We start from the raw sequence: 15,173 nt of genomic DNA, 5'->3' as shown, positions 1-15,173 counted from the left end.
TTTTGAACGCTCAACTATGTAAACAATGAAAAAGATCGAATTTATTCCACTTGTAGGAATTCATATTGAAGACTTAGGGCGAGTGCCCTTCGGCATGGACCAAGCGCAGGTACAGGAATTTCTGGGTGCGCCATCAGACGCCCTTGACGGTCAGTATTATTATGATGAGCTCGAATTACGGTTGGATTTCAATGACCTGGGGCAGCTTGAATTCATCGAAAGCATTAATGGCCCTTATCCCCAAAAGACCGAAGTCAGTATCTACGGAGTCAACCCCTTTCAGGTGGAAGCCGACGAACTGCTCCATATATTGAGTGAAAAAAACAGTGGACCTGTCGATGATGCTGAGGCGGGGTATTGTTATGCCTTTTTGAACAGCTCAGTTGGTGTTTGGCGGCAGATGACCGTAGAGGATATCCAGGAGGATATCGAAGCGATAAAGGCCGAAGGGGAATACGAAGAGAATGTGGATATGCTGCTCGAAGACTTTGAAAAAGCGAAGTTTTTCTGGACGATCGGAATTGGTGTTGAAGGGTATTATGCCGATTAATGGTATCGCTAAAACTGCAAAGACCCAAGGCAACGGTCTATGGATTGGAGGAAATAGCCTAAGATCGATCGGTTTTTCCAGATCATGCGAGCAAAATGGTGGATACGGATGATCTGGATGTTTGCAAGCCGTACTTATTGAAACGCCTGCCTAAATTCTACGGGGCTCTGTTGCGTGTTTTTCTTAAAGACTTTACTGAATGACTGCGGGTGCTCAAAGCCTAGCTCGTATGCTATTTCGCTGATCGATAAGGCGCTGGTACTCAATCTTAGTTTGGCGTATTCGATCATTTTGTGTTGTATATGCTGCTGGGTATTTTGCTGCGTATAGATACGCAGTAGGCTACCGAGATAATTAGGGGAAAGATTGAGCTGCTGGGCAAGCATGCTTACTGTTGGAACTCCTTTTGTGATCAGGCTGTCGTAGCTAAAATGTGCCGAGAGTATATTTTCGAAACGGGTCACCAGCTCCTGAGTGGATTTTTTTCGTGTGATAAATTGACGTTCGTAATATCGTTCTGCATAGATGAGCAGCCGTTCGATCTGCTTGAGAATCAGATCGCGGCTGAATTTGTCGATGTTGGATTGATATTCTTTTTCGATATTCTGGAGAATGTCAACAATTACCGCCTCCTCCTTTTCGGAAAGAAAAAGTGCTTCGTTGACTTCATATTGGAAAAAATCGTATGTATGGATATGCTTCGCCAGTTCGCTGTTCCACAAAAAATCGGGATGTATCAAGAGAATCCAGCCACTGGGTTGGGCACGGACCTCTTGATTAATCTCTACTTTCAAGAATTGTAATGGTGATATAAAAGTCAATACACCCGAATCAAAGTCATATTGTTGCTGCCCATAATTGAACCTGGCATTTACATTTCGCTTTAAACCAATCGAATAAAAATGCTGTATCCAACTTAATTTGCTGTCATTAATAGGATAGTGCACTTGACTATAATCAACCAAACTGATCAAGGGATGCTCTGGTTGGGGCAGCCCGCAAAAGCTGTGGAACTCCGAAAGGGAATGAAAGCGAAATGTATTCTCCATAATTGTAAATTTAGTTATTTTCTTTTTTTAATGTTGCTGATTTTTCCTTGCTGTCAGTTCTAGCTTTAGGCTATTGTGCAGTCTGTTCAAAACCTGTGGATACCGTATAGCTCTTCCATTTTTCAATCTCGGCAGTCAACATGTTAATCTTGTTTTTGGCTAGTTCAAAGGCATCTTCACCCATTAGGAAATGGACTGGCGGATGTGTCAAAGTGCTGAGCTCGATCAATAAAGTAGCTGCTTTTTGCGGATCGTTTGTCTGATTGCCATGGATCTGGTGTAAGTGCGCTGCTTCATTTTCCCGTGCTGTGACATAAGCTTCGATGGGATTGGCTGCGGTTTGGATTGATCCATCGGATAAAAAATCCGTTCTGAAATAACCGGGATAAACCAGGGTCGTGTGAATACCAAAAGGCTGCATTTCAACAGCGAGTGCTTCCGTAAATCCGGATACAGCAAATTTTGTGGAACAATAGATGCCAAAACCCGGGTAATTTCCTGCAAGGCCACCAATGGATGCAATGTTAAAAATATGCCCCGATTGCTGACGTCGCATATGCGGTGCGATATGCCGGATAGCATTGAGTGATCCAAAGACATTCACGTCAAAATTGCGTCGGGCTTCGGAGTCGCTGAGTTCTTCGACACTGCCTGTCTGCCCGTATCCTGCATTGTTGACCAGGACGTCGATCCGCCCGAAATAATCAATTGCCGACAGCACTGCCCGTGCGACGTCCGCATCATTGGTGATGTCGACTTCAAGGGGAAGGAAATTTTCATTTTCACCGATTTCTTGTTCCAGGGCTCGTTTCGTACGCGAGGTCGCTACAACAAGATAATCTTGTGCTAAAAGTTCCTTTACCAAACTTAAACCCAGTCCTTTGGAGGCACCGGTAACAAACCATACTTTTTGTGATTTCATGTGTTTTAGTTTAAAAATAAATTGATGCTACAAAGTTGATGATTTGGTATTTTTGGGATGTAGGCAGATCGACGGATCTCGTAGCCAAATCGTGGGTTTGATGTTTTTTATAAAATTGTATTTTCGATAGGCAATCCCTACGAACTGTGCGATGAGAGAAAAGATAGATACCGGGCATAAGTATATCCCGGTTGTGTAAATGTAAACTTTTAACAAATAATAACTATGGAAAATCAGGGAGCCTCTGTCGTTATAACACATCATATTTTAGATGACAAGCAATTGGAATACGATCAGTGGCTAGCGGAGGTTGTTCCGCTCACCAAACATGCGAGAGGATTTATAGACTTACAGATCATCCGTCCTATCCCGAAATTGACGTTTGTCTATACGGTAATTATCCGGTTTGATACTGTCGATAACCTAAAAAATTGGATGAAATCGGACACGCGTCGACGTATGATCGAGAAAGCTGCTCCCTTATTTCGGAAGCAAGACCGCTATCAGATCAAATCAGGCCTCGAGTTTCTTTTTGAAACAGCAGAGCAAGCCCATCAGGTGCCGCGACGCTGGAAACAATATCTTGTTACCTGGTCAGCAATTTACCCGCTGTCATTGACTATACCAATAATTCTGCTGCCTGTTCTCCGGTATTTTCATATTCCTCAAAATCATTTTTCTGATGGATTATTGATCTCCGGATGTATCGTTTTTTTGATGGTTTATCTGGTCATGCCCAATTATACAAAGATGATCCGTAAATGGTTAAACAAGTAACGGAAACGATGAAATACAGCTCAATTGCTGCGTAAATTTGAGTGTACAACGGGCACTGTATTGATTTGATCGCAAAGAAAATAAAACAATTTTTCCATTACAACACTTTGTTTTATAGGTAGGGCCCAATGCGATAAATAGCTAAACCGGATTGCGGCCCTGGGTGATGGTTAAATTTTAAATATCTTAATATGCTACAGAAGAATGATGTTGCGCCTGATTTTACCTTGTATGCGACTCCGGATCAGACAATTAAATTGTCGGAATTTAAAGGTCATAATGTAATCCTTGCTTTTTATCCTGCTGACTGGAGCCCGGTATGTAGTGATCAAATGGCGCTGTACAATGAAATGCTTAAATATTTTAAGAAATATGATGCAGAGATATTAGGTATATCTGTAGACAGCAAATGGTGTCATCTTGCTTTTGCACAATCCAGAAAATTGCACTTTCCACTGCTGGCGGATTTTGAGGCAAAAGGTGAAGTCGCGAAAAAATATGGGGTGTATGATGAGGAGGAAGGAGAATGTAAACGTGCTCTTTTTGTGATCGATAAAGAGGGTGTTATTCAATGGAGCTACCTATCGCCAACAGCGGTAAATCCAGGAGCAGATGGGATAATAGAAGCATTGGAAAATCTTAAATAGAAATTTATGTCATTAAAGCCAAAAGTAAACGATAAGGATCATATCCAGGGTAATGGCAATGCAGAGGTAACGATTGTCGAATATGGGGATTATCAATGTCCACATTGTGGCGCTGCTCATCCCATATTGAAAAAGATGATGGCCGAATTGGGGAGTCAAATCAGGTTTGTATTTCGCAATTTTCCATTGTCAGAGATGCACGAATATGCGCGGCCAGCGGCACTTGCTGCCGAAGCAGCGGGCCAACAGGGTAAATTTTGGGAGATGCATGATGCAATCTATGAAAACCAGTTAAACCTGAGTACAAGGTTGTTTATAGATCTTGCTGAACAACTGGGGCTCGATGTCGGGAATTTTAAAAGCGCCATGCAAGACCAAAGCTTGGACGAAAAAGTAGAGGGTGATTTTGAAAGTGGTATGATGAGCGGGGTAAATGGTACACCTACATTTTTTGTCAACGGCGAGAAATTCGATGGCGGCGCAGAGGATCTTGTCCGGATACTATACGAAAATTGATAATTTAAATCTTGCCTGAATTAGGATTGGGCGGATAAGATAAGGCCTGTTGCGCGTGTTGGAAGGTTCGTGGACAACCGATCAATCCAATATGCAATTAACGATATTTCGTTGTTTTTAAATGGAAAGTTTTTGTTTTAAATACCTTAAAAACAACGTATTGTGTCTTATGGTTAAGTTGTTGTATTACGTATATTGTATAAATTAAACAATTAAAAATATAAATTATTCATCATGGCAACATTCAAAGTTCAAGACGGAACTGAAATTTATTACAAAGATTGGGGTACAGGGCAGCCCATCGTTTTCCATCATGGTTGGCCTTTGTCAAGCGACGACTGGGATGCTCAGCTGATGTATTTCCTCGATAAAGGCTATCGCGTAATTGCGCATGACCGTCGTGGTCATGGACGCTCTACACAGACTGACCAAGGGAATGACATGGATACGTATGCTTCTGATGTAGCACAATTGGTAGCAGCTTTGGATTTAAAAGATGCGATCCATATCGGCCATTCTACTGGTGGTGGGGAGGTAATCCGCTATATAACCAATCATGGGACTTCACGTGTCGCAAAAGCGGTATTAATTAGTGCCGTAACACCGACAATGGCTAAGAGCGAAACAAATCCTGACGGTGTACCCATGGGCGTGTTCGATGAAATCCGATTGAATACAGCGACACGCAGACAACAATATTTTCAAGACTTTACCCTTGCTTTTTATGGCTATAACAGGGATGGAGCCAATGTGCAGCAGGGGGTGATGGATAATTGGTGGCGACAAGGAATGATGGGGGGAATAAAAGCGCACTACGACTGTATCAAAGCATTTTCTGAAACAGATTTTACGGAAGAACTTAAGCAAGTAGCGGTTCCTGTTTTGGTTTTACATGGTGAGGATGACCAAATTGTACCGCTGGATATTACGGGTAGAAGAGCAGCACAATTGGTGAAAAATGGTACGCTGATCACTTATCCTGGATTCCCGCATGGAATGCCGACAACTGAAGCAGAAACAATCAATAAAGATATCCTGGCTTTTATCACAAAATAAAATGTGCCGCGGATCAAAATTAGTTTTTAAATAGTAGTGGGGCTGTTCTTTTTTAGGAACGGCCTTTTTTGTTTATTCTTTTAGGGATATAAATTTCTTACTTATACCAAGCTTTTTCATTTTGGACTGTAATGTGGTTGCTGGAATGCCAAGAATGGTCGCAGCACCATTTGTGCCTGAAATAAGCCCATTGCAGCGTCGCAACACCCAAAGGATATATTGTTTTTCAAAGTCTGCAAGGGTCTGTGGACTAAAGTCCGGAATTTTGTTTGCTCCGACAAAAACTGGGTTGTCTGATAACATGATGTTTTTTATGGTCGGACCCTCTGTCAAAAGAATTGCACGTGCTACAACATGTTCCAGTTCACGAATGTTGCCCGGCCAAGGATGTAAACCAAGACGTTGGAGCATTTTTTTTCCCATTTGCTTTGGCGGAACTTTTCCGGCATGTTTTTCAAGGAAATGCTGCACTAAGATGGGGATATCTTCTCTACGCTCACGTAAAGGAGGTAACGTGACTGGAAATGCGCTTATACGGTAATAGAGATCTGCTCTGAAGTTGCCGGCCCGTACTTCGGCTAGTAGATCCTTGTGCGTTGCGCAAATAATGCGCACATCTACGGGAATAATTTTATTGCCGCCAACACGCTCAACCTCTTTTTCTTGTAACACCCGAAGCAACTTAGCTTGTAATACGAGAGGGAGATCACCAATTTCGTCCAAAAATAAGGTGCCCCCATTAGCTTGTTCGAACTTACCGATCTTACGCTTTATAGCACCGCTAAAACTTCCTTTTTCATGACCAAAAAGTTCGCTTTCGATCAATGTCGGTGCAATCGCAGCACAGTTGATTTTGATCAAAGAATGCTGAGAACGGGTAGATAGACGATGGAGGTACTGAGCGACGACTTCTTTTCCCGTTCCACTTTCTCCTTGAATCAACAGGGTCATTTCTGTACTGGCAACTGTTTCGAGCTGTGATTTTATGATCTTTATTTGCTCGCTATTTCCGATTATTTGTGTTCTTAAAACCTCTGGCGTTGTAAAATCGGTTCGCACCGGGGCGGAGGATACAATTGGCGAGGCGAGTATTTTGGATGTCGTAAGCTGTACTGACTGGGTATTCATCCGTATATTGCCTATGGTAATGTTAAGTTGCGGAATAAGGCTGGTGATGCGGTTAATGAGTTGTAGATCGTTATCTGTCCGTTTTTTGTATTCCAGACTTAATATTGCCCAGCGTTGGTCATGCATTCGAAATGCCATGGATATAATTGCCTTACTGCCGCTACGTACCGCTTCAACAAGAATCGTAGGGAAGGTGCTTTCGGCTTTTAAAATCTCTTTGGGACCATGTTGAACTGGCTCGGCTGAATCAATGCAATGCTGAAAAAATCCTGCTTTGCAGCTCCACAAGTCGTTATTGATAACCTGCGTATTTCTTTTTACCTGTAAAAGTAGGCTATAGCTTTTTTCCTCTTTGTCCGCAACAAATATGTACAAGTTATCTTGATCCAAAAAATTTTGCAAATCTGGTTGAAGCGCCTCAAATGCCTTATGGGTAGATATTGTTGCCATTTTTTGACTGAGTGCTAATTGCTTAAGCTGTTCGCTTTCCCGTTTTCGTAAACGGTCGTATAGCGCTTGTAGAGCTGTTTCTGAGGTCATGTTTAGCGGTTATAAAGAAGGAAAATGAAATTTTGTTATTAATAGAAGTCCGATGTAATGCCGTATTTTTTCATTTTGGTATAAAGGGTGGAGCTGCTGATCTGTAAAATCTCTGTTGCTCCGCCTGGCCCAGAAATCTTTCCATTGCAGGATTCAAGGACCCGCAAGATATGGGCACGTTCCATTTCTTCGAGTGATCCCAATTTTTGGGGTTGTTTACCCCCAATTTTGGTTTGACCTCCCATATGATCTGTAAAAGCAAATGTGCTGATCATTGGATCTTTTGTCAGTAAAACAGTTCTTTCGATCAAATGTTGCATTTCCCGAATATTGCCCGGCCATGGATAGGCCTGCAGCTGTGCAAAAGCATTGGCTGTAAAACCCACAATGTCTTTGTTGAGTTTAGAAGCATATTTAGCCAAGAAATAATTTGCGAGTAATTCGATATCCTCTGTCCTTTCACGTAGCGGAGGGATAGCGATCGGAAAAATATTGAGCCTATAGTAGAGGTCAAGTCTGAACCGCCCTTGAGCAACTTCCTGTTCGAGGTTGCGGTTGGTGGCAGCGATGATGCGCACATTGATCTTGATCGGTAAGTCGCCGCCAACGCGGTCGATTTCTTGTTCCTGAAGTACGCGGAGCAATTTGGTTTGCGCCTCCAGCGGCAGTTCACCAATCTCATCCAGAAAGATTGTGCCGCGATCAGCTTGCTCAAATTTGCCGATACGGCGATTTTGAGCTCCCGTAAATGCGCCTTTTTCATGGCCAAAAAGTTCGGATTCGATCAAGGATAGGGGGATTGCTGCACAATTGACGACAACTAAAGGTTGTTGTCTGCGTAGTGAAAGCTGATGTAAGGATTGTGCAATCTTCTCTTTGCCTGTGCCACTCTCTCCTGAAAGCAATACCGAGGTATCAGTCGGAGCGACAAGCTCCACCTGTGACAACACCTCCTTAAAAGCGGGGCTTGTACCTACAATTTCCTCTTTGGCAGATTTACCAGTTGCCACTTTTACAGGCGTCTCCCAATCCTTTTTCTCTGTCATGAACCGTTCCTTGGCAATATCTAACATGATGAAAAGATCTTTCTCCCGGAAAGGCTTGGTCAAGAAGCCATAAGGTCTGGTTCCTTTTACCGCTTCCAAAATTCCCTGGTTTGTATTTGCTGATATAAAGAGAAATGGAATTTGTACTTCGTTAAGTCGCATGGCAAGGTCGATACCTGTTTCCGTTCCTTTTAATATGATGTCAAGCAAGACCCAGTCGGGCTTTTGGGTTTCGATGATTCCTGTAGCTTGCGTAACCGAAGATGCGATACCAACAACTTGATAGCCATGTTTTTTGAGAATCATCTTGAGATCGTTAGCGACGATAAATTCGTCTTCTACGATTAAGATCTTGTTGCCTTTGTGCATAAAATTTTGTCTTAAATTTCACCTTCTTTTTGAGAAAATTGGACGGTAATAAAAACGCCATGGTCTGATACAAGGTTAAACTCACCTTCGAGCTGAGAGGTCAGACCTCGCATGAGGCTCATGCCAAAAGAATCGTTTTCGTCCTTGTCAATATCTTCCTGCAAGCCCACACCGTTATCAGCAATACTGAGCATAAGATCATAGGGCGCTACCTTGATTCGTTTGAAGCTGATAAAAACCGTACCCTCCCGTTGATCAAAAGCATGTTTGATGGCATTATTGATCGCTTCATTAAGAATAAGTCCAACCGGTACGGCTTGCGATACGTCGAGGCTGATCTGATCCAATTGCATGTCAAAGCTTATCTTTTTTTCAGATTGGAAGCTATCTTTGAGGTAACCGGTAAGCTCCCGGATATACCACTTCATGTCAATGCGTGAGAGGTTATCGGTCTGATACAGTTTTTGATGGATCAAAGACATCGCATGCATCCGATTTTGGCTATTCTGGATTGCGCTGATCGCATCTTGATTATCTAAGTAAGCGGATTGTGTATTTAGCAAACTGATAATAATCTGCATATTGTTTTTAACACGATGGTGGATTTCTTTGAGGAGCCATTCTTTTTCAGCAATCAACTGTTTTAACTTTTCGTTTTGGGTATTGATTTCTTCCTGCTTAAGCGTGAGTTTTTGGTTGCTTCTTTTTTTAATTGTGTTCTGAACATAGAGAAACCCGACGAAGATAATAAGCACAATTAGACTGCCAATGAAGACATTCCGTATAATCGCTTCACGTTCAAGCAGTGATTTCTGGAGCTCACCTTTTTGTTTGAGCAAAACGATATCGTGATCCTTCTTTTCGGTATCGTAGTCCAGTTGTAGTGCGGTCAGTTCTTTTGCACGGTCCACGCTGTTGATCGAGTCGCTGATGGTTTTGAATGCTGCAAAGTTTTTAAAAGCTGATTTGAAATCCCCGCGTGCAGAGTCGGCCAGGTAATGGAGTTTACGTAACTCTGATACACGCAACAAACTTGTTTCTTTTGTCAAGGAGCGCTCAATTTCCGCTAAATATGGGTACATTTCCTTGATCTGACCGTTTGCAAACAGGAAGCTTGTAATGCCGATCATCATAATGTGTTTTTCCTGTCCGGTAATGTTTCCTGTCTTGTAATAGCTTAACAGTTTTTGATAATAGGGGCGTGCTTTTTGGGTGTCCTTGGTTTTGCAGTAAAGCATGGTATACAAATAGGCATAACGTATCGTATAGAGATCCGAAATATAGTCTTTTGTCACATTATCAAGCAGGTTCAACGCATCCGCGGTACGATTTAAACGGGATAATATCGTCGCCAGATTGAGGGTTATGGTATGGATAGCATAGCGGTCACCTTTTTGCTTGGCAATTTCAAATGCTTTTTGATAATTTGCAAGCGCCTCTTTATTGGATTTAAGATCATAATAGATTAGCCCGACAATATTATAAACGGCAGCCATATCATCTTGCGTTGTCGGCGTATTTTCGTTTTCGACAATACGGCGAGCTTGAAGAGCATATTTAAGTGCTTCTTTGAGGCGGAGGAGTAATCGGAGGTTGCCGGCTACGGATACCAGTTCCCTGCTGACGTTCTGATCCCCGGCCTGTTTTTTTAATGTGGCAGCGCGGTGTGCGGTATTTACTGCTCCTTTGTAATCACCATATCCGGAAAGATAACTGGAATGTTCCATCAGAATTTTAGATTCGAGCAGCTTGTCATTAGTCTTAGTGGCCTGTAGCAAAGCCTCTTTAAAGATTGCTTCTTTTTGATTAAAGGCTACGTCCTTGATATCCCCTGCCATGGATAAGTAAATTATTGCCGCAGCTTTATTGAGGCGATGGCTATGGGCAAAACGTAGGCTTGCTGCCTTTTGTTCTTTAGCAAGGGATGGTTTGCCCATCTCTTCCTGAATGCGCGCATCTAAAAGCATATTCATGGCGGCTTCGGTTTTGAGATTAGCTGCCAAATGCAGCTTTTGGGACCTTCTATTGAGCCATTGCGCACTGTCGAGGTCTTTTTTCAATTCACCGGGCTTTTCGAGATAACACTTTGCGGCCTCATATAAAAAATGACCTTTGCGTCCGGTATCATGCTCAAGGGATAAACTGTCCATATACCGGTCAATTAGGCCATTGTCCTGACAAAAAGCACTGTTCATCCAAAGGATAAATACGCTTAGTAAAAATTTGATTTTCATCAAGGTGGATATTAATTGGGTGCAAACGGACGATAAGTCGACGCTTGCACCGCTATTGTTTTTAAGCTTGCTATCCGTTAATGCTCGCTATCTCTGGAAAGAAAATAACAGATTAGCATTGCTATTCCTGCAAATATAATAGAACTTAATCCAAGTTGTTTACCGAAATAAGCACCAGCCAAACATCCAATGAAAAATCCCGATAGTGTAATCAGCTGTTTCCCAAAACTGACATTTGTCTCAGGGTTTTTAAATTTATTGGCAATCAACACACATAGGTCCAGTGAGGCCTGGGTCACATTGCCGGTCATCATGGTCGTCGGTCCATGTGTAGCTTTTGCAAATAATTTTCCGAAAGCATTTTGCATCCCCAGCGCAAACACAACAAGCATCACGAGTCCATACATGACTGTTTTGGACTCTTCGACTGGAAGCATAATTGCCAATAATCCTACAATTACGAGTAGCAGGGCTTCGACGAACAGAACGGTGTTTTTCTTGTGCGAACGTGAGGTGAGCCACCCGCCCGCCATGACAGCGGCGACAAAAACGGGAAAAGTGGCCAATTTGATCCAAGCACTGATATCTCCACCATTGATCAGCTGATAAGCAAAAACAATGAAGTTGCCTGTAACATGAGCCGAAAATATTTTGTCAGCGGCCACAAAAGTGACGGTATCACAATATCCTCCTACAAGCGTAAGAACCAGTGTGGTGATGTGCGCATTGTTTTGATTTTCCATAATTTTATTTTAAATGTGCGCGTAACATCCAGGCCATTTTCTCATGGGTTTCCATTAATCCTGTGATGAAATCACTTGTTCCAAAGTCTTTAAGCTGGGTGGCCAGATAATCGATCTTTTCGCGCAATGAAATAATAATGCTCTCGTGATCAACAAGCAAGTCACTGATGTATCCGCTGCTCTGGTTGGTCTGTCTGCTTTCTTCAGTGAGTTGAGACAATTGTAGGAATTGTTTTAAAGTTCCCGGTGCATAATGCCCCAATGTGCGGATACGCTCGGCGAGGCTGTCTATGATTTCATCCAGTTGGTTATACTGGGCTTCAAAAAACAAATGCTTGTTGTAAAAGTCTGGACCCTCGATGTTCCAGTGTGCATTTCGGGTTTTGGTGTATAACAGATACTCATCCGCTAATAATTTAGCGAGAAAATGGGCAGCATCAGCTAAATGAATTTCCTTTATTCCGATATGTGGTTCCATGTTGTTAACGTATATTTATTAATAGTTGATAGATAAAATGATCGATAGAGTAGGCTCCAGGGCCGGTCAGTAGCAGGAATAGAAGACATAACGTATACATAAATGGAATGTCTCTGACCTGAGGCGAATCATGACGGTGGACCACGAAATAGCCAACAGCGGTGACCCCAAGGGTTGGAAGTATAGCCAGCCTTCCACATAGTCCGAGTGCGATGAAGAAAGGTACGATGGTATCGGCAAATTGGGCAACAGCAGCATTAAGCTTCTCAGGGAGATGCAGGGGATTGGGAATCTGCTCTACCTGAGCTTCCTGGCTTTGCTTTATCTTCTTGAGGCCATGGACGGTAAGTAATTCCCAAGCGAATAGTATCCGAAAAATAAGTAGAGCGGTATTGTTGACCGCGGTACCTAAGTCGGTATAAAATAGTTTTTGAAGTATTTCCATCATTTTCTTGCGTATTAGAATGCAAAACATGAACAGCCTAAGGCCCCCCAGAATGCTGAATAATTGTTGATAGCAATATTGCTCATGCGGGCATGATTGTGGTTGTGTGCATGCACCTGGCAGCTGCCGCTACAAAGATGGACCGTATCCACAATATTGCTTTTTGTGGAAGCAGTATTGGGGTGATCGTGCTGGGGCGTTTTTGAGACACGATAGTAGCCACCATAACTTTTTGTGGGGGACCAGTCAGGTAGAACGGGGATAGGCGGTGGTGAAAATGAACTGAAATCGCCATCAGCGTAGACAATCTTACCTGCTACAATCGTCAGTTCGGATTCAATCGATTTGATGGCTTCCTCGTCGATTGTGAAATAGTCGCTGTTGAGCACGGTCAGGTCGGCCAGCATGTCCACCGCAATATCACCTTTTTGCTGTTGTTCTTGTGAAAACCAGGCACTTCCTTTGGTATAAAGCTGCAAGGCCGTCTGACGATCAAGTACACTGTTGTGATACAGTTGCCGTCCACCAACTGTTTTGCCAGCGGTAAGCCAATAAAGGGATACCCATGGGTTATAACTGCTCACACGGGTTGCATCGGAGCCACCACCGACAGGAACTCCCATTTCGAGCATTTTCTTGACTGGCGGTGTTTGTTCGGCTGCCTCGTGCCCATAACGATCGACAAAATATTCACCCTGATAAGCCATACGGCTTTGAATGGCGATGCCACCACCTAATGCCTTGGTGCGTTCGATATTACGTTCATCGATGGTTTCGGCATGATCAAAGATCCAGGCAAGTCCATCAAATGGAATATCTCGGTTGACTTTCTCAAATACATCCAAAAAGCGACTGATGCTTTCGTTGTAAGTGGCATGTAATCTAAAAGGCCACCTGTTGCTCACCAATAGACGGACGACTTTCTCAAGTTCGGCTTCCATGTTTTCATTGAGGTCAGGTCTTGGTTGTAGGAAATCCTCAAAATCTGCTGCCGAAAAGACTAGCATTTCGCCGGCGCCATTGTGTCGGTACATGTTGTCACCTTGGTGTAAGGGGACTGTATCAATCCATTGCTGAAAATCCTCATATTCATGTTTTGGTTTTTGTGTGAATAGGTTATAGGCAATGCGGACAGTAAGCTGATCCTCGCGGTGTAGGTCACTGATGACTTTGTAGTCATCAGGGTAATTCTGAAAACCGCCTCCAGCATCAATGACACTGGTGATCCCAAAACGGTTTAATTCCTTCATGAAGTGACGAGTCGAATTGAGCTGCTCCGCATAAGGAAGTGTAGGACCTTTTGCTAAGGTCGAATAGAGGATCATGGCATTTGGGGACGCAATAAGTAAGCCTGTTGGATTGCCTTGGCTATCACGTTCAATTGTGCCACCGGGAGGCGCTGGTGTATCTCTGGTATAGCCGACAGCACGGAGGGCAGCAGCATTCAATAATGCCCGGTCGTAGAGATGCAGTATAAACACTGGTGTTTCGGGTGCGATGGCGTTGATCTCTGCTAAGGTAGGCATACGTCGTTCTGCAAATTGAAACTCGGACCATCCGCCGACCACCCGTACCCATTGCGGATGAGGTGTTCGGTCAACCTGCTCCCGGAGCATGCGCAGAGCATCGGCTAAAGAGGGAACTCCATCCCAGCGTAATTCCAGATTATAGTTGAGACCACCGCGGATCAGGTGAATATGGGAGTCGTTGATCCCCGGGACTACGCGTTTTCCGCCGAGATCTATAAGTTTGGTGCTGGAATCGGCAAATTGCAATACGTCCTTGTCAGGTCCGACCGCGATAAATTTACCATCTTGAATCGCCACGGCGGTCACCTCCTGCTGTGCACTGCCAAAATGGGTTATTTTCCCGTTATGGAGAATGAGATCTGCTTTCATAGTCGTTGAGTTTAATTGTGTAAGGATGAAATCGCTTTTTTTATACCTTCACCTGCGGTTTCGAAGAATGCAGGGCCGGCCAATAAAGTGATCTTTTTTAATTTCGGCGATTGATCCATGTTTTTTGCACCCAACCATTTCTGGGTTCTAAAAGCATCAATGCTGCCAAGTACGATATTTTCTGCAATTAAGGCTGTCGGCGAGTCTATGCCGGCATCTTTGAGGTCGCTTGCAAAACTGAAATCCTCGACCCCTAGCCTAAGCGCTTCACGCATGGCGACGTGGGCAATATCTTTCATTTGTTCGGCATCGAAATCTTGACGGTTGCCCAAACCGATTAACAGTAGCTTTTTGCTTGCGAGTGTACCTTTTTGGGTTGGAGTCAGCAGAATGGTTTCGCGTGCGTGCCCCTTGAATTTACCCGATTTACGCATTTCGGTAAGGGAACCATGCAATGCCTCATCCAAATGGACAAGACCATTTAGCGCTGGGGGCAATGCAGGTGGTGAGATAAAGATATCACCTTCGGTGTATTCAAAAATACAGGCTATTTGCAATTCGCTAACTGCTGCCGAAGGGCCTTGCACCAATCCTTCAATGGCAAGTCCATCGACGTTGCCCCATATTGTGCTTGTTCCTATTGCTGTAGCTTTGGGGGCAACAGCGGTTGCTTGGGCATTGCTCTTTACAGGCGCAATTGCCAGAGCAGCAAATAAAGCAACCAGTGTCCATTGTGGTGTTTTGTTGTGAAAAAGTCTCTTTGCTATTTTCATAT

The 15,173-nt window shown here is 43.4% G+C and carries 15 protein-coding genes; 5 read left to right on the top strand and 10 right to left on the bottom strand.

What is annotated here, in order from left to right; translation table 11 throughout:
• Positions 1 to 25 precede the first annotated feature (25 nt).
• On the top strand, positions 26 to 550 hold the full coding sequence (locus tag G6053_RS22180; protein WP_108635633.1) for a hypothetical protein: 525 nt from the start codon (positions 26 to 28) through the stop codon (positions 548 to 550).
• Between the two features lie 134 nt (positions 551 to 684).
• On the opposite strand, the gene G6053_RS22175 is transcribed toward G6053_RS22180, so the two are convergent.
• Both G6053_RS22175 and G6053_RS22170 read right to left on the bottom strand, forming a co-directional pair.
• Entirely contained in the window at positions 685 to 1,599 is a 915-nt protein-coding gene (locus G6053_RS22175; RefSeq protein WP_108635634.1) for a response regulator transcription factor, read from the bottom strand.
• Between the two features lie 70 nt (positions 1,600 to 1,669).
• Complete coding sequence (locus G6053_RS22170; RefSeq protein WP_108635635.1) at positions 1,670 to 2,521, bottom strand: SDR family NAD(P)-dependent oxidoreductase; 852 nt, start codon at positions 2,519 to 2,521, stop codon at positions 1,670 to 1,672.
• A 225-nt stretch (positions 2,522 to 2,746) separates the two neighbouring features.
• On the opposite strand from G6053_RS22170, the gene G6053_RS22165 reads away from it, so the two are divergent.
• The 4 genes from G6053_RS22165 (at position 2,747) to G6053_RS22150 (ending at position 5,517) form a co-directional block, all read left to right on the top strand.
• Positions 2,747 to 3,298 (top strand): antibiotic biosynthesis monooxygenase, encoded by a 552-nt coding sequence (locus G6053_RS22165; RefSeq protein WP_108635636.1) that lies wholly within the window; start codon positions 2,747 to 2,749, stop codon positions 3,296 to 3,298.
• A gap of 191 nt (positions 3,299 to 3,489) precedes the next feature.
• Positions 3,490 to 3,945 carry a redoxin domain-containing protein gene (locus G6053_RS22160; protein ID WP_108635637.1) on the top strand — a complete coding sequence of 152 codons (456 nt, stop codon included), beginning with the start codon at positions 3,490 to 3,492 and terminating at the stop codon, positions 3,943 to 3,945.
• Between the two features lie 6 nt (positions 3,946 to 3,951).
• A complete protein-coding gene (locus G6053_RS22155; protein ID WP_108635638.1) occupies positions 3,952 to 4,461 on the top strand; it encodes a thioredoxin domain-containing protein in 510 nt (169 codons plus the stop codon).
• A gap of 234 nt (positions 4,462 to 4,695) precedes the next feature.
• Positions 4,696 to 5,517 (top strand): alpha/beta hydrolase, encoded by an 822-nt coding sequence (locus G6053_RS22150; RefSeq protein WP_108635639.1) that lies wholly within the window; start codon positions 4,696 to 4,698, stop codon positions 5,515 to 5,517.
• Between the two features lie 72 nt (positions 5,518 to 5,589).
• On the opposite strand, the gene G6053_RS22145 is transcribed toward G6053_RS22150, so the two are convergent.
• From G6053_RS22145 to G6053_RS22110, 8 genes are all read right to left on the bottom strand, one after another.
• The gene (locus G6053_RS22145; protein ID WP_108635640.1) at positions 5,590 to 7,185 is read right to left on the bottom strand and encodes a sigma-54 dependent transcriptional regulator; all 1,596 of its coding nucleotides are present in this window, start codon (positions 7,183 to 7,185) and stop codon (positions 5,590 to 5,592) included.
• 38 nt (positions 7,186 to 7,223) lie between these two features.
• Entirely contained in the window at positions 7,224 to 8,600 is a 1,377-nt protein-coding gene (locus tag G6053_RS22140) for a sigma-54 dependent transcriptional regulator (RefSeq protein ID WP_108635641.1), read from the bottom strand.
• Between the two features lie 11 nt (positions 8,601 to 8,611).
• Positions 8,612 to 10,834, bottom strand: a complete 2,223-nt coding sequence (locus tag G6053_RS22135) for a histidine kinase dimerization/phosphoacceptor domain -containing protein (RefSeq protein WP_108635642.1) — start codon at positions 10,832 to 10,834, stop codon at positions 8,612 to 8,614.
• A gap of 77 nt (positions 10,835 to 10,911) precedes the next feature.
• On the bottom strand, positions 10,912 to 11,577 hold the full coding sequence (locus G6053_RS22130; protein WP_108635643.1) for a YoaK family protein: 666 nt from the start codon (positions 11,575 to 11,577) through the stop codon (positions 10,912 to 10,914).
• Positions 11,578 to 11,581: 4 nt separating this feature from the next.
• A complete protein-coding gene (locus G6053_RS22125; protein WP_108635644.1) occupies positions 11,582 to 12,055 on the bottom strand; it encodes a DNA starvation/stationary phase protection protein in 474 nt (157 codons plus the stop codon).
• Positions 12,056 to 12,059: 4 nt separating this feature from the next.
• Complete coding sequence (locus tag G6053_RS22120; protein WP_108635821.1) at positions 12,060 to 12,503, bottom strand: DoxX family protein; 444 nt, start codon at positions 12,501 to 12,503, stop codon at positions 12,060 to 12,062.
• Between the two features lie 11 nt (positions 12,504 to 12,514).
• Positions 12,515 to 14,398, bottom strand: a complete 1,884-nt coding sequence (locus G6053_RS22115; RefSeq protein WP_108635645.1) for an amidohydrolase — start codon at positions 14,396 to 14,398, stop codon at positions 12,515 to 12,517.
• An 11-nt stretch (positions 14,399 to 14,409) separates the two neighbouring features.
• Positions 14,410 to 15,171 (bottom strand): M17 family peptidase N-terminal domain-containing protein, encoded by a 762-nt coding sequence (locus tag G6053_RS22110; protein ID WP_108635646.1) that lies wholly within the window; start codon positions 15,169 to 15,171, stop codon positions 14,410 to 14,412.
• Positions 15,172 to 15,173: the final 2 nt, after the last annotated feature.

It is taken from the genome of Sphingobacterium sp. DR205 (genome assembly GCF_011064245.1).
GTDB classification, from domain to species: domain Bacteria; phylum Bacteroidota; class Bacteroidia; order Sphingobacteriales; family Sphingobacteriaceae; genus Sphingobacterium; species Sphingobacterium athyrii.
The sequence above is the reverse complement of the archived record's forward strand: the minus strand, read 5'-3'. Positions and strand labels throughout refer to the sequence as shown.

Coding starts and splice junctions, on each gene's coding strand:
- G6053_RS22165 (WP_108635636.1), top strand. CDS start 2,747: ATGGAAAATCAGGGAGCCTCTGTCGTTATAACACATCATATTTTAGAT.
- G6053_RS22145 (WP_108635640.1), bottom strand. CDS start 7,185: ATGACCTCAGAAACAGCTCTACAAGCGCTATACGACCGTTTACGAAAA.
- G6053_RS22110 (WP_108635646.1), bottom strand. CDS start 15,171: ATGAAAATAGCAAAGAGACTTTTTCACAACAAAACACCACAATGGACA.
- G6053_RS22170 (WP_108635635.1), bottom strand. CDS start 2,521: ATGAAATCACAAAAAGTATGGTTTGTTACCGGTGCCTCCAAAGGACTG.
- G6053_RS22115 (WP_108635645.1), bottom strand. CDS start 14,398: ATGAAAGCAGATCTCATTCTCCATAACGGGAAAATAACCCATTTTGGC.
- G6053_RS22150 (WP_108635639.1), top strand. CDS start 4,696: ATGGCAACATTCAAAGTTCAAGACGGAACTGAAATTTATTACAAAGAT.
- G6053_RS22130 (WP_108635643.1), bottom strand. CDS start 11,577: ATGGAAAATCAAAACAATGCGCACATCACCACACTGGTTCTTACGCTT.
- G6053_RS22140 (WP_108635641.1), bottom strand. CDS start 8,600: ATGCACAAAGGCAACAAGATCTTAATCGTAGAAGACGAATTTATCGTC.
- G6053_RS22125 (WP_108635644.1), bottom strand. CDS start 12,055: ATGGAACCACATATCGGAATAAAGGAAATTCATTTAGCTGATGCTGCC.
- G6053_RS22180 (WP_108635633.1), top strand. CDS start 26: ATGAAAAAGATCGAATTTATTCCACTTGTAGGAATTCATATTGAAGAC.
- G6053_RS22135 (WP_108635642.1), bottom strand. CDS start 10,834: ATGAAAATCAAATTTTTACTAAGCGTATTTATCCTTTGGATGAACAGT.
- G6053_RS22155 (WP_108635638.1), top strand. CDS start 3,952: ATGTCATTAAAGCCAAAAGTAAACGATAAGGATCATATCCAGGGTAAT.
- G6053_RS22160 (WP_108635637.1), top strand. CDS start 3,490: ATGCTACAGAAGAATGATGTTGCGCCTGATTTTACCTTGTATGCGACT.
- G6053_RS22175 (WP_108635634.1), bottom strand. CDS start 1,599: ATGGAGAATACATTTCGCTTTCATTCCCTTTCGGAGTTCCACAGCTTT.
- G6053_RS22120 (WP_108635821.1), bottom strand. CDS start 12,503: ATGATGGAAATACTTCAAAAACTATTTTATACCGACTTAGGTACCGCG.